General features: G+C 44.6%; 10 protein-coding genes. 1 reads left to right on the top strand and 9 read right to left on the bottom strand.

Going from position 1 to position 13,840, the window contains the following annotated elements; genetic code table 11:
- Positions 1 to 201 precede the first annotated feature (201 nt).
- Positions 202 to 1,398 (bottom strand): FecR family protein, encoded by a 1,197-nt coding sequence (locus tag ABR189_RS23485; protein WP_354662934.1) that lies wholly within the window; start codon positions 1,396 to 1,398, stop codon positions 202 to 204.
- Positions 1,399 to 1,476: 78 nt separating this feature from the next.
- On the bottom strand, positions 1,477 to 2,085 hold the full coding sequence (locus tag ABR189_RS23480; RefSeq protein ID WP_354662933.1) for an RNA polymerase sigma factor: 609 nt from the start codon (positions 2,083 to 2,085) through the stop codon (positions 1,477 to 1,479).
- Between the two features lie 131 nt (positions 2,086 to 2,216).
- Here ABR189_RS23480 and ABR189_RS23475 point away from each other — a divergent pair, with 131 nt between their 5' ends.
- On the top strand, positions 2,217 to 2,429 hold the full coding sequence (locus ABR189_RS23475) for a YwbE family protein (protein ID WP_354662932.1): 213 nt from the start codon (positions 2,217 to 2,219) through the stop codon (positions 2,427 to 2,429).
- Between the two features lie 161 nt (positions 2,430 to 2,590).
- On the opposite strand, the gene ABR189_RS23470 is transcribed toward ABR189_RS23475, so the two are convergent.
- The 7 genes from ABR189_RS23470 to ABR189_RS23440 form a co-directional block, all read right to left on the bottom strand.
- A complete protein-coding gene (locus ABR189_RS23470; RefSeq protein ID WP_354662931.1) occupies positions 2,591 to 3,814 on the bottom strand; it encodes a glycosyltransferase WbsX family protein in 1,224 nt (407 codons plus the stop codon).
- 45 nt (positions 3,815 to 3,859) lie between these two features.
- On the bottom strand, positions 3,860 to 5,623 hold the full coding sequence (locus tag ABR189_RS23465) for a RagB/SusD family nutrient uptake outer membrane protein (RefSeq protein WP_354662930.1): 1,764 nt from the start codon (positions 5,621 to 5,623) through the stop codon (positions 3,860 to 3,862).
- Positions 5,624 to 5,650: 27 nt separating this feature from the next.
- Positions 5,651 to 9,025, bottom strand: a complete 3,375-nt coding sequence (locus ABR189_RS23460) for a TonB-dependent receptor (RefSeq protein ID WP_354662929.1) — start codon at positions 9,023 to 9,025, stop codon at positions 5,651 to 5,653.
- A 183-nt stretch (positions 9,026 to 9,208) separates the two neighbouring features.
- Positions 9,209 to 10,372 (bottom strand): FecR domain-containing protein, encoded by a 1,164-nt coding sequence (locus tag ABR189_RS23455; protein ID WP_354662928.1) that lies wholly within the window; start codon positions 10,370 to 10,372, stop codon positions 9,209 to 9,211.
- A gap of 53 nt (positions 10,373 to 10,425) precedes the next feature.
- Complete coding sequence (locus tag ABR189_RS23450; RefSeq protein WP_354662927.1) at positions 10,426 to 11,022, bottom strand: RNA polymerase sigma factor; 597 nt, start codon at positions 11,020 to 11,022, stop codon at positions 10,426 to 10,428.
- A gap of 237 nt (positions 11,023 to 11,259) precedes the next feature.
- A complete protein-coding gene (locus tag ABR189_RS23445; RefSeq protein WP_354662926.1) occupies positions 11,260 to 12,435 on the bottom strand; it encodes a redoxin domain-containing protein in 1,176 nt (391 codons plus the stop codon).
- 42 nt (positions 12,436 to 12,477) lie between these two features.
- Positions 12,478 to 13,833: a RagB/SusD family nutrient uptake outer membrane protein gene (locus ABR189_RS23440; RefSeq protein WP_354662925.1), complete on the bottom strand. Its 1,356-nt coding sequence runs from the start codon at positions 13,831 to 13,833 to the stop codon at positions 12,478 to 12,480.
- Positions 13,834 to 13,840: the final 7 nt, after the last annotated feature.

Raw genomic sequence — 13,840 nt, 5'->3', positions numbered from 1 at the left:
TTTGGGCTGAAACTGTTTTAAACTGTCAATCTGTTTATCTTCTCTTAAGAGAACGGCAAAGCCTGAATCCAGCCGGAAAGTGCCGCAAACACTTCCGGCTTTTCAGTATTTACCGGCGTTACAACTGGTGTTCAGGAGATGTTTTTTTCATAACTGTTTTTATTATTGGTTGATATATAAAATGACGATGCCTGCTGACCCCTACGGCTTTACAATAATACTTTTGCCGGCGGGTCCGTTTTGCATTTCAAAATGGAATCCTACAAAACCCAGCATTTCCAGGGCTTTTGAAAGACCAAGATTCCGGTAGATATCTCCGGAAAAAGTTTGGGAAGGGATATTTCCTTCGTATATAACGTCTACATTATACCAACGGCTCAACTGACGCATCACTTCCTGGATACCAGCTTTTTCAAAACTGAAAAGCCCGTTTTTCCATGCAATGGCAGTGGCGGTATTAACTTGCTTTACCTGTATATGACCGGTTTGAAGATCGTAAGAGGTTTGTTGACCTGGTTTGGGCAGTATTGCTTTGCCTGTGGTAACAGCAGGAGTTACTTTGATGGCCCCTTCCAGTAAGGTAGTATTAATGGCCCCTTCATCGTGGTATGCATTGATATTAAAATGCGTGCCTAATACTTCAATCCGTTGCCGGCCGGTTTTTACCAGAAATGGTTGTTGTGCATTCCGGGCTACTTCAAAATATACTTCTCCGCTTGTTTCCACGCTTCTTTCCCTGCCATTGAAAGCTGTAGGATAAGTAATGGAGGAGGCCGCATTCAGCCAGGCTACTGTTCCATCAGGCAATACCAGGCGATATTGTCCGCCACGGGGGGTGGCCAGGGTGTTATACACCAGCCTCCCATCCGCTACACCACCCTTATAAACAAGGCTGCCACTGTCAGGTTTCATCACAGTAGCTCCAGGTTGCTTGGCCAGCTCACCATTACCGGCATCATCCAACGTAATTTTACTACCATCCGCCAATGTCAGCACTGCTTTATGACTGCCCGGCATCACATCTCCTGTTGTCACCACCATCATATCAATCACCTGCTTTTCCGGTTGAATAAAATACCGGATACCAGTTATCACCAAGCCTGCCAGCACTGCCGCGGCTGCCACCCATCCCCATCTACGCAGGGGATGAACTTGCCTGGAAAGTGTCGTGGTCCTGTTCTTCGTAATTTCCAACAGCATGGCTTCTTTCTGGGACATGGAAAAAAAACTGCTGGTGACTTCCATTCCTTCATAGGTTGCCTGCATCAGACGTTCTATATCGTCTTTGTACCTGTCATCAGCCAGCAATTGGTTCAGCGCATGCCTTTCTGCTTCCGTAGCCTGACCGGAAAATACCTGTTGCCATAAATATTGAATCTGCTCTTGATCTGTAGCCATATGAGTAGTTGCTACACTAAAGACCCCAAAAAAGAGGTCGGGGGGTATCAAAACCGGAACATCCTAAAAATAATTTTTCTAATAGCGGGAGATATATAAGAATAATACCAACAATACTGCGGAGGGCACCTTACTCCGCACGTATTCCCGTATGGCCTGCAGGGCTAGTTTCATGTACTTTTTTACCGTTTCGGCAGAAATACCCATATCCTCCGCTATCTGGCGGTGGGATAATCCCTGCTTTCTGGCCATCTCAAATACTTTTCTTTGTTGAGGTGGTAACTGATCCACTGCCTGATCGATAACCGGCAGGTAATGCGCCATGCCACCTTCTTCATAAAAAACAGTAGCTACCTCCTCCCGGTTCTCCATATCACGGAGCCATTGCTGGTATTTTACCGCTACACGCGCCTGGTCTCTGATATAATTATAGGTAAGATTGCGAGCCAGAATAAACAAGTATTGCCCGAAACGGTCAATCGCAGGCAGGGCGCCACGCTTGTTCCACACCTTTATAAAGGTGTCCTGTACAATTTCCTGGGCAATTTCTCTTGAGGCTGTGATCTTATACACAAAAGCCCCCAGGTGGTCACTATAGGCATACAGCAGTTCGCCAAAAGCCGTTTCATCGCCTTCCGCAACCCTCAGCAATAGCTGCTCCTCATTATTTAAACGCTGTAATGACAATCTCGCAAACCTCCTTTCAGTTCGCTAAATTTAGAATAAAATATCAGTATTGTAGCTAAACCTGTATTTGTTACAAATTTTCGTAATAATACTTTCCTTCAATAACTTTGCAGCTGGTAAACAGAAAGTATATGGATGGTCAATACAGAAAAGATATTTACCCGGGACAGGAAGTGGCTATTATCCTGAAAAAAGACCAGCGAAGCGGCAGGTTGACCTATGGTATTGTTAAAGATCTGCTTACCTCAGCAGCTTATCATTCAAGAGGGATTAAAGTACGACTGGAAGATGGGCAGGTAGGCCGGGTGGCAGAGATCAATGTGGTGGATCCCGATGGGGACTAAAGATAATATAGGGCGCTAAGGAAAGAAGAATGCATACAGCATTTACATCAACTCAATACTTTGGGGCCGCGCTTATCATACTTCCTTTGGGATATTACAAAAAATCAGCATGCCGCTTAACAAAACAATATAGTTTGCCTTGCTAAGCAGCATGCTGGTTATTATTTCCTTGAATATTTATCATATTCTCCGGACATTACTTTTTTTACCTGCTGCAGATATTGAAATCCATTTTTCAAATCCGGTAAAAGATAACTACCCTCTACCCATTCATTCCACGAAAATACTGTTATCAGTTTGGGTTGATCGGGATGCGCATCACAATAGTCTTTGGCCTTCTGTAAAAAAGCGCCAAAGCTCTCCGGGGTGTTATGATAGTTTACTACCTCTTTTTTGCCGCTGGCAGGGAATCTGGGTGTATCATCATAACCAATAGAGACATTGGGGAAATAAGGTACCTCCAGCTTTTGGTCCAGTAACTTTCTTTTTTCCATCGACTCCTTGCCAAGCGCCAGGTAATCTTCCTTTTGTCCCCATCCATATTTTGTAACACTGTTTATTCCCAAAAAGTCTACCACGCCATTGATATCCTTACCCTCGCTCAAAGAAGCATGGAGTATACCTGGTTCCATCTCCCCGCCTGCCCTTACCTGAAAATGTAAATCAGGAAAACCCGCCTTCTTCACCTCATCACGGAAATAATTCAAGGCTTCTTTCGTTTGTTGCAAGCCCCCCAACCCCTTTACCAGATTATTTAAATCAAAAACATAGAAAACAGGGGCGCCATTGATCTTAAAATAGTTATCCTTTTTGAAATACTTGCTGATCACCCGCTTCACAATATTGTTGAACTCCGGGCGCCCAACTGGTCCATGCCACAGAATGGATTCATCTTTCGAAAATTTATGCACATTCCAATAATTACGTTTCACATCATGGTTGGCCCACATCAGATAAAACTTCATCTTGTTATTGTTCTTTGCCTTAAGAAACCCATCATTAAGTGAGCTTTCCAGGAAAGGGCCGTCATCAAACCAATACCAATCGAAAATAAAAACATTAACATGATGATCGGTGGCCGCATCAATCCATTTTTCCATCACTGCCGGGTCATTATCCATTTCATATCCCCACAACGGTTGTTTGGGTTGATAATGTCCTTCAAACCTGGGGGTCCCTTTTTTGATCACTTCCCACTCCCCTTGTCCTTCCGGCCATAGCATATTTCCAAATCGCTGATCATGATGACAGGAAGGCCAGATATAAGCAGCCAGGTAGTATTCACTACCGGCTGCTTTCTTTTTCGTTCCTGTTTTAATTTGACTATATCCGTTAAAGCCAGACAGGAGAAATATTAGGAATAAATGAACAAATGTATTCTTCACGATATAGTATTTTAAAATTGGCTTTATAAATTAATCGCTGCAACCCTACCAACCTGGATTTTGGGTCATACCGCGCATCTTAACCGTTTCTGCTACCGGTATAGGGAAAAGTAAAAACCTGTCCTGCCAGGAATTTCTGCGTATTGTTACAATCCTCCGGTTTGCCAAAGAACCATCATCATTCTTCACCCATTCCATACCGGTGGTGATCTTACCTACTTTATCTAATATTTTCCAGCGTTTTACATCATAGAAACGGTTTTCTTCCAAGGCAAATTCTACCCTGCGCTCATTTCTGATCCGCTCTCTGAGCTTTTCTTTAGATAAATCTTTTAAATCAGGCATCCCCGCTCTTCTTCTTACCGTATTTACTGCATTATAGGCTTTTTCAGTAGGACCATTCGCTTCGTTTTCAGCTTCCGCCAGATTAAGATACAATTCTGCCAGCCGGAATTGCTTGTAGGTAGTAGTGCCCGCAGCGGCCGACCGTACCTCAGGATCTATAAATTTACGCATGTAATATCCTGTTGGCGTGCGCTGTTTGATCCCTGAAATACCATGCCTTCCACCTACATATGATTCAATATAAGTGTCCCGTCCGTTGATAATTCCATAGTGCGCACCATTATACCAGACCGTTGCATAAAAGCGGGGGTCGCGGTCTTTATAAGGATTACTTTCATCATATCCGGAAGCCGGATTAATGATCGGGCGTAAATGATCATCATCTGTATAACCTAAAATAGGCACTTCTCCACTTTTCATTTCATAACTATCTACCAGCTCCTGTGTAGGACAGTTGCCTGCTTTTTCAGGACCAAAATCCGGTATCATATGCATCAGGAACAGAATGTTTCCAAAGCGGCGGTAGTCCTGCCCAGAATACCCCCAGTTGTTATTTTCAAACAACGTTTCTTTATCATTAGGGTTATTAGACAAGTCGGGCTTTGAGATAAAATAATCCTCATATTTCGGGAACAACTGAAACCCTTTGGCTGTAAGGTCCTTTAACCCTTCTTCTGCCGCATTGGCCGCCATCAGCCACTTATCCTTATCACTTCCGGCATTCCATTGCGGGCTGGCATTAAATAAAGTTATCTGAGATTTGATAGCATATGCCACTGCTTTTGTCATACGTCCGCGTTCTGCTTCAGAGGTAACCCTGTATGGCAAATTCGGTTCTGCCAGCGCTTCATCACAATCTTTTGCGATGAATTCAGTACATTCCGCATAAGTAGGACGTTTGATATCTGAATAATCAGTTTGCAGTGTAATATCCTTGGTAATAATAGGCATAGGCCCGTAATTGATCAATAGATCCAGGTAGAACAGCGCACGTAACAATTTGGCCTCAGCAATCAACCTTCCCCTCAACCTCGCATCAGGTGCGTTCACTTCATTTACATTTGCCAGAAATACGTTAGCCCTTCTGATCCCTACCCATGCACGCTCATACCAGAGCATATCATTGTAAGACAGCGTAGCATCTCCTCCTCCATCAAACGGATTGTAGGAAGAACTGATATTCCCCATAATATACTGACCTACTACATAGTATGCCTGACTGGGATAATTGCTTTCATGCGCATCATCCCCAAAAGCAGATAAAAAGGTATAGTAAAGAATATTGCACCCATGTTTACGAATTCTTTCATAAGTGGTATTCAGGTAAGCTTCTGTTAATTCCTGGTCTTTAAAAACATCTCCCAATGTAATACGTCCACTTGGTGTAATATCAAGCGGATCTTTCTTACAGGAAACAACGAGGAGAAAAAAAGCTATAAAAAGAGATATCTTGGAATATTTCATAATTCTTTTTCTAAAATTGTTAATCAACTAAAACATGGCAGTAATACCGAAATTAACCACGCGGTAAACCGGGTAAGCAGACTTATTGTTCAATTCAGGATCCCAGTCTTTCTGCACCATCTTATCCCATGTGAACAAATTCAATCCATTGGCATAAATCCGCACCGATCTTATACTCAATTTGTTTATCAGACTTGCTGGCAAATTGTACCCGATCTCTGCATTCTTTAACCGTATAAAAGATTTATTCTCATTGAAAAAAGTATTGCTGGTTTGTGAAGAAGATGGCCTCAAACTCAGCGCAGGATATAATATTTCATAACCAGACTCGGCTCTTTCCGGCGTCCAGGCATGTAAATGCCGTTCTCTGAAATCATCTAGCTCCCAGGGGTTAAATTGCCCCGTTGCCTTGAAGGCCCCCTGGAATAAAAATGAAACATCCAGGTTCCCGTAAGTAATACTTACCGCACCACCCCAGTTGTATTTAGGCAATGTGGAAGATCCAATGGGCATCATATCCCTGTTATCAATAATACCATCTGCATTCAGGTCAGCATAGATAAAATCTCCAGGGCGTGGATATTGCCCCTGATAGGTTAATCCGGATTTATCAATTTCTTCCTGGTCCTTAAAGAAACCTGTTACCTGATATCCCCATTGCTGACCAATTTGGTAGCCGGTATTACGATACCGGTATGCATAGTCTTCATTTAATTGTATTTCATCATTGAAAAGGATCAGGTTGTCTGCATAGTTCAGGTTCAATTTGGTGATGATGGACAACTTCTTTGTGATCGCTTTATTATAATTCAGTTCTATCTCATAGCCTTTGTTTTCGACCACGCCAATATTGGCAGGTGCCAGTGTACTTGCAGACACACCAATTAAGGTCGGTACGGTACCTCGGTAGATGAGCACATTATCCCTTCTCTCCTTGAATATATCCACCCCCATTGTCAGTTGATTAAATAAACCTAACTCCAACCCAACGTTACCTTTCTTGGCTACTTCCCATTTGATGTTGGGATTTCCGAAGAAAGACTCATTGATCCTGGCTCCACGCCCAAGGTTGGCTGAATAGCTTCCACCACCGCGCTGGATATCATCGAGGTACAAAAACCGGCGGTTACCTAATTGATCTCCCCCTACCATGCCGTAAGATCCTCTGATCTTCAGCAGGCTAACAGTCTTAACAAGATTTCCGAAAAATGCTTCGTGATGAACATTCCATCCGGCTGAGAATGAAGGAAAGAAACCATAGCGTTTTCCTTTGGCAAATTGCTCGGAGCCATTAAACCCTGCATTAAATTCAGCAAGATATTTATTGTCATAAGCATACGTGAGACGGGTTGCTAAACCACGAACGTTGAAAGGCAGCGCATCTGCAGGCTTTATCAACGATTGTTGCTGTGCTAACAGCAAGCCTGTTACTTCATGTTTGTCCTTAAACCGGCGGTTGTAATTAATATGCCATTGCATTTCATAGAACGACTGGAAATTGGACGAAGATGCCGTGCTTAAAGGGGTATTGTCAAAGTCAGTACGTGTACGCTGGTAAGTTACCACATCCCTGCCATCAGGTGTCTGGGAATTCGGATCTATTACCTGTACCCAATACTGATATTGTTTGGTTCCATTTAAATAATACAGGGAACGGGTATCAAAAGAGAACATTACCCTGGTGGAAAGACCTTTGGTCAGGAAACCTAAGTCTTGCTCTAACCCCCAGCTGGCAGTAAGGTTACTCCGGCTTTCCTGCCGGTAGCCCGTTCTGTTGATATAAGCCCATGGCGATTCACTTAAATTACCACTTCCTACCAGTACCTGGCCGTCTGGCGTTAATGGCCCTGGCTGAACCGTTGGCCAGTAGGACAACATACGGTCCACAATTTCAGGGGAACTTGCGTTTGGTCCATTTACTTTTTCCAGATATCCGGATGCATTTAAGAAGGTCTTTAATGTCTTGGATTTATTCAACGTAGCATCAATATTAGACCGGAAATTATACCGCTTCATAAACTGCGTTGGGTCATAATCCGTTACGCTGGGATCTATTTTCCACTGCCCTCTTTGATCCAGGAAACCCACGTTTACGAAGTACGCAACATTGCCCCCCTTACCGTTCAGGTTTAAGTTGTACCTGGTTTGTGGCACCCAGGTATTCATTAATTTATCTCTCCAGTTATTGTTGGGATACACTTCCGGCCAGTCCTGTAAGCGGAATCGTTCCAGTGCATAATCAGAGTACGGTGGAGCGTCATTGACTTCCGGATGAGGGTTATCATTTTTCCATGCCTGATTTTTTAGCGTAGCCCAGTTGTAGCCATCTACCTGTGAAGGCCATCTTGTAAAGGTCTGAAAACCGGTTTCTGCAGTAAAGCTAATGGTCGGCGTTGTTTCGGTACCACGTTTGGTAGTCACGAGAATAACCCCATTGGCACCTCTTACTCCAAACAAGGCCGTAGACGAAGCATCTTTTAAGATGGATACCGTTTCTACCTCATTAGGATCAATCGAAGTTAACTCCCTTTCCACACCATCCACCAGGATGATTGGTGCGGCACTGTTAAGGGTGCCCCTTCCTCGCATAAAAAGATAGGTCGCATCCCGGCCCGGTTCTCCGGAAGTTTGCTGGGCAAAAAGCCCGGGAAGACGCCCCGCCAGCGTTACAGCCAGGTTGGCTGCGGGGCTTTGTTTAATTTCTTTGGTCTTAATGGTAGCCACTGCACCTGTTAAGGTTACCTTTTTCTGGGTACCATAAGCCACTACCACCACTTCGTTCATCTGCCCCTGATCCAATGTCATCGACACCTTCAGCGGTGCATCAGACATGACCGTTATTTCTTGCTTTTGATAGCCTATAAAAGAGATCTCCAGTACATTACCTTTTTCTACATTTAGTTTAAACATTCCTTTTTCATCGGTGGCCACTCCCTTACTGGAACCTTTTACACGAATGGTGACCCCAGGCATGGGGGTGCCTTTTTCATCCGTTATTTGTCCGGTAACGTCAATAGGAACGGCATTGCTGATTTTTTCCATCAGCATTTTCCTCGTTACAAAAATGTTTTTCCCTTTTATAACATACTCTACCGGCTGATCTTTAAAACAGATAGCCAGCACCTGTTGTAAGGATGCCTTTTTCACATCAATATCAACGGTCTTATCCAGGGCCAGGGCGTCTGATTCAAAGAACACCACATGGTGCGTTTGTTCTTTGATAACAGAAAAAACCTTTTCCAGCCGGACATTCCTGCCCAAAAAGGTGATTTCCTGGGAAAGGCCTTTGGCCGAGATGTGTAATGACGCAACGAGCATGAACAGCGTTACCAACTTCATAATGCGCAGCAATTTTCGGAATACGGGCATAGCAAGGGCTTGCCCGGATACACGTGGAATCATATCTTTGTGTTGTTTCGGATTAAAAAATGTGTGGAACTAGACTCTTTGGTTTCTTGCACAACGGTCCGGACGCACCGGGAATAGGCTCAATTATTCCCGGTTTTTTTATGGATAACGTTGGCCTGTATAACAGTAGTTATCTCTTCATGCGGTAGCGCTTTTAATGGTGAACAGGATGGTTGATCAATGGTTTACTATAGTAATGACATTTCCTTCTTTTCTGAATTGCACCTTTGCTTTCTGTAAAAACTCCAGTACATCCGCCAATGGCGTATTTCGTCCGATTTCACCGCTAAACCGGTGTACCGGGATATTTCCTTCATATTTTACCGTAATATCATACCAGCGCTCCAACTGACGCATCACCGCCGGCAGATCATCTTCATCAAACCTGAAATAGCCGTCTTTCCACGCCGTTACTGCATTCACATCCACAGTAGTAATGATACAATTACCCATTGCTGTAACGGTAGCCATCTTCCCTGGCTGCAATACCTGTTCTTCCCTGACCGTTTTTACACTGATGGCGCCCGATACCAGGGTCGTCTTCAGATGTCGCTCTTCAGGATAAGCATTGATATTAAAGGTGGTGCCCAGCACCTGTACAGCAGTATTGCCTGCATCTACAATAAATGGCTGGTCTGCCCGTGGAGCAATATCAAAGTATGCCTCTCCGGTCAATTGCACACGGCGTTCTGTTCCTGTAAAAGCCAATGGATACCGCAAAGTACTGGCTGCATTCAGCCATACACTGGATCCATCGGGGAGATTTACCCGGTATTGCACCCCACGGGGAATGCTCAGCTTATTCCAGGCAGCTACTCCCAGCGTATTGCCGGCAATGTATTGCAGTTGCCCTTTCAACATTTTTACCGTGGTATTACCCTGCTGGAGGGCACCATTACCTGCACTGTCCAGCGATATCACCGAACCGTCCGACAGCGTAAGCAGCACCTTATTGCCCCCAGCCGGTGACAATGCTGCTACCTGTGGTAGTGATTCCGCAGGTCGCTGCCCGCCAGCCCCCTTAAAAAAGAAGTAACTGCCTGTAGCCAGCAAGAATACCGCAGCGGCAGCCCACCACCATTGCATCCGGTAGCTGCGGCCAACCGGCTGGACAGGCTGATCGGGAATGGCTTCATCCAGCCGCTGCCAGATCCTTTCCCTGGAATGGTACAACTGACGCACCCCATCCCGGAGCCGGGCTTCATCCAGAAACTCCTCCACTGCCTGTGCATTGGCAGGGGAAGCCCGTATCCAATCCTGCAGCAACTGCGCCGACTGCTCATCCAGACGGCCCTCCAGATGCAGTATTACCCATTCTTTGATTTGTTCAATGGTAGACATACGCAGGTAAAACACCGGAAGGTGTCATTTGTACTCATCGTAAAACAAAAAAATTAAAGGGATTTTATTTTAAGGCATAAAAGTAGCAGCCCGAAAAGATCCCAGCTTTCAGAAGCCAGGCGTAACTGCTTTAATGCACGGGATTTGTCGTTGCGGACAGATTGGTTGTTGATGCCCAGTTCGGCGGCAATCGCTTCATTAGACAAGCCTCCTATGTAGGCCATTTTAAACACCCTTTTCAGTTGGGGCGGTAATTTCTCAATCTCTTCATATAAATAGCGGTAAATGGCTGCCATTAGCTGCTGATTAGCAATCCCCTCACTGCTATCCTGCTCCAGCAAGTAACTGAGCTCCTGATATTGAGCGCTGGCGCGCTTCTCTGAGCGCAAATAATTCAGACAGGCGTTTTTAATGCTTACAAATAAAAAAGAGCGCATAGCCGGGAGGCTATCGAAATTACTCAACCGCTCCCATAGCTTGAGAAAGACTTCTGTAGTAAGATCCTCCGCTGCCTGAATATCAGCAACAAAACGCTGTGCCGTATAAAGCACCGTAATATATTCCTGATGGTAAAATATTTCAAAGGCAGCCTTATCCCCTTTCCGCAGTTTTTTTAACAGATGCTCCCCCGTATCTCGTTGTTCTTGCATGCGCTGCAGCAGTATTCATTTATACAAATTCAGTTGACAATCGCCCCCAATGTATGAAAAAGAACCAGGAATAAAAAAGGGTAAACGTTATTGCAGGATATATAGGAAAAAACTAATTAAATAGCCAATGCTGGCATACATGGGTTGAGTTCCGCCATATTAACTTCGTAATCCTTCACAAAAAAGGGAACAATACCTTGTAGTATTGCTCCCTTTTTCAATAACCGGGGATGATTATCAGAATAAATCTGCCAGCTTACCGTGCAAATCAGCCCCCCGGAGATTCTCCGAAATAATCTTCCCATCAGGATCTATCAGGTAATTCTGCGGTATGGATTCGATATCATATAACAGCGCTGGTGCCGACTTCCAGCCTTTCAGGTCACTTACATGGCGCCATTTGCCTGTGCCATCTTCCCGTATCGCCTCCAGCCATTCCTTTCTGCCGCTATACTTATAGCGTTCATCATTCAATGACACACTCAGGATATCGAACCCTTTTTTATGATATTTTTCAAATGCACTTTTCAGATGTGGTGCTTCTGCACGACAACCGCCGCAATTGGTGCTCCAGAATTCCAGCAATACATATTTCCCCCGGTAATCTGCCAGGCTTACAGCTCTCCCACTGGTGTCATTCAATTGAAATACCGGCGCTTTTGCACCTATCTGTACCCTGCTTTTTGCGGCAATACGTTTGCCTATTGCACTTCCCGGCTCCGATTGCTTCAGCATTTTGCCAAGCCCATTATAAAGCCGGACCACTTCGGGAGAGATAATGTTCTGCCCTCCCTGCCCCAGCCTCAAACGCAAGGCATATAAACTGATCCAGGAATATGGATAGTTTTGAATAAAGTATTCGTATGCAGCCATACGCTCCTTTTCTGCCTGCTGCTGGCGCATACGATTGAATTTCTGATAATCGCGGGATTCCCGGATGGCCTGAGGAACCATCATAGCCTCTTCCCTGATACTGCGCTCATTCGCAATTATTTTTTGCGTCGCGGGCTGTACCATCTCCTGTAATACCACATATTCATAGTTGACAGGAGAGTTAAAAATCCTTACATTCTTAAGAGAATCACCTGTGAGGATAATAATGGAATCATTCGTCAGGAAAAAGCGTGTTTCACCGTAGTAGATTTTTCCTTTCCCCCCTTCCTTCTCCTTCATCTGTATCAACTTCGCATATCCCGGTAAGGGCCCCGGCTTGAAATCAAAATGAAACTGCCCATTAACAATCTCTGCCGAATCAATCTTCATACCCTGGCTATCATAGCCCATTATATCCGGGTACTGATATAAAAAGATTTTATCAGTACTCACACTACCCTCAAACTTTCCTTCAATAGTTTGCGACATCGCAACATGCATTGCCAAACTGGCATATAAATACAAAAACAATTTTTTCATGACTTTACTTAAGTGGTTGTATTAAATTTTTTACGCTTCCGGCTACCGTTTATTCTGCGGCATCCCGGTAAGATCAATAATATCCTCAGGAATGGCTATAGCGTAGCGTGGGTCGTTGGGAGGCAGTGTATAGGTTTGTCCTTCCACCGTCCTGCTAAGCGTAATATTGGCACCATCCCGGTTCAAACGCTTCAGATCCGGCCAGCGCAGGCCACGGAACAATAATTCTTTTCTTCTTTCTTTCAGGATAATATCCAACGCCTTTTCTTTACTGGCAGCAGTCAGGTTGGAATACATACCGGCTTTCCACCGGGTCTTTAACAGTTTATTCAATATATCCATTGCCTTGGCCACCTCGTTTTGCCGTGCATAACACTCCGCAGCCATTAAATACATTTCATCAGTTGTTATCCCCGTTATATAAATACCGCGCTGATCATAATAATTCCCCCTGAACATAATATCACCACCAACACCTGTCTTGAAGAACAATGTTTTCCGGAGATCATTGTCATCATAGGAATTATAAAATGCCGGCGCTATTTTAGGCCTGTCCGAATAGAGATGATCGGCTATACGCATAGTGGCTAAAAAGCCTATTTCGATATTGGTACGTTTTATCGGATAGGCATCTCCGGGGTTCAGATTATTGAAATCCATCAGACCATCATTCAACGCCAGGCTTTCCAACACCTGCTGCAGCGCCAGTTCATAATTACCCATAAACAGATAAGCTCTTGCAAGCAAGCCATAAGCAGCCCATTTTGTAGGCCGGCCAACCCCAATTTCCCGCACCCGCAGCAGAGGGATCGCTTCCCTCAGGTCTTTTATCACCTGATCGTAAGTTTGCTGTACCGTAGCCCGTTTGGAGGGAATATTCATATCCGGATCCAGGCGAAGCGGCAGCCCTAAATCAGTAGCTGCGGTGGTACTGCTGTAGGCAGGTGCCCACACCTGAAGTGCATCCAGGTATCGCGCAGCACGCCAATGCAATGCCTGCCCCCGGATATAATCTGTACCCGGCATTTTCTTTGCTTCCAGATCATGCAATACAGCATTGGAAACATAAATAGCCTTATAACATTTATTCCAGTCGTTCCCGAAAGAGCCGCTTTCAGATACGTAATCTGGCTGCCACGTGTATAATCGCTTGTCCGCATCAGCATCCAGGTTGTTATAATCTGCATCAGCGATCGTATAATCATCGGCACTAACCTCCCCACTACAGGTAAACTCTCCAATTACAGGATAGTAGGCATCCATCAGCGCCTGGAAGTCATCCACTGTTTCAGGTGTCGCAAGTTGTTTGTCTGATTTTTCATCGAGATACTTTTTACAGCTGCACAAATGCAGGGCCATTAATAAAAACAGTATGCGGAGAAAATTATATCTGATCATGGTAATA

This window comes from Chitinophaga sp. H8 (genome assembly GCF_040567655.1).
GTDB classification, from domain to species: Bacteria; Bacteroidota; Bacteroidia; order Chitinophagales; family Chitinophagaceae; genus Chitinophaga; species Chitinophaga defluvii.
Note: the sequence above shows the minus strand (reverse complement) of the source record. Positions and strands in the feature narration are given on the sequence as shown.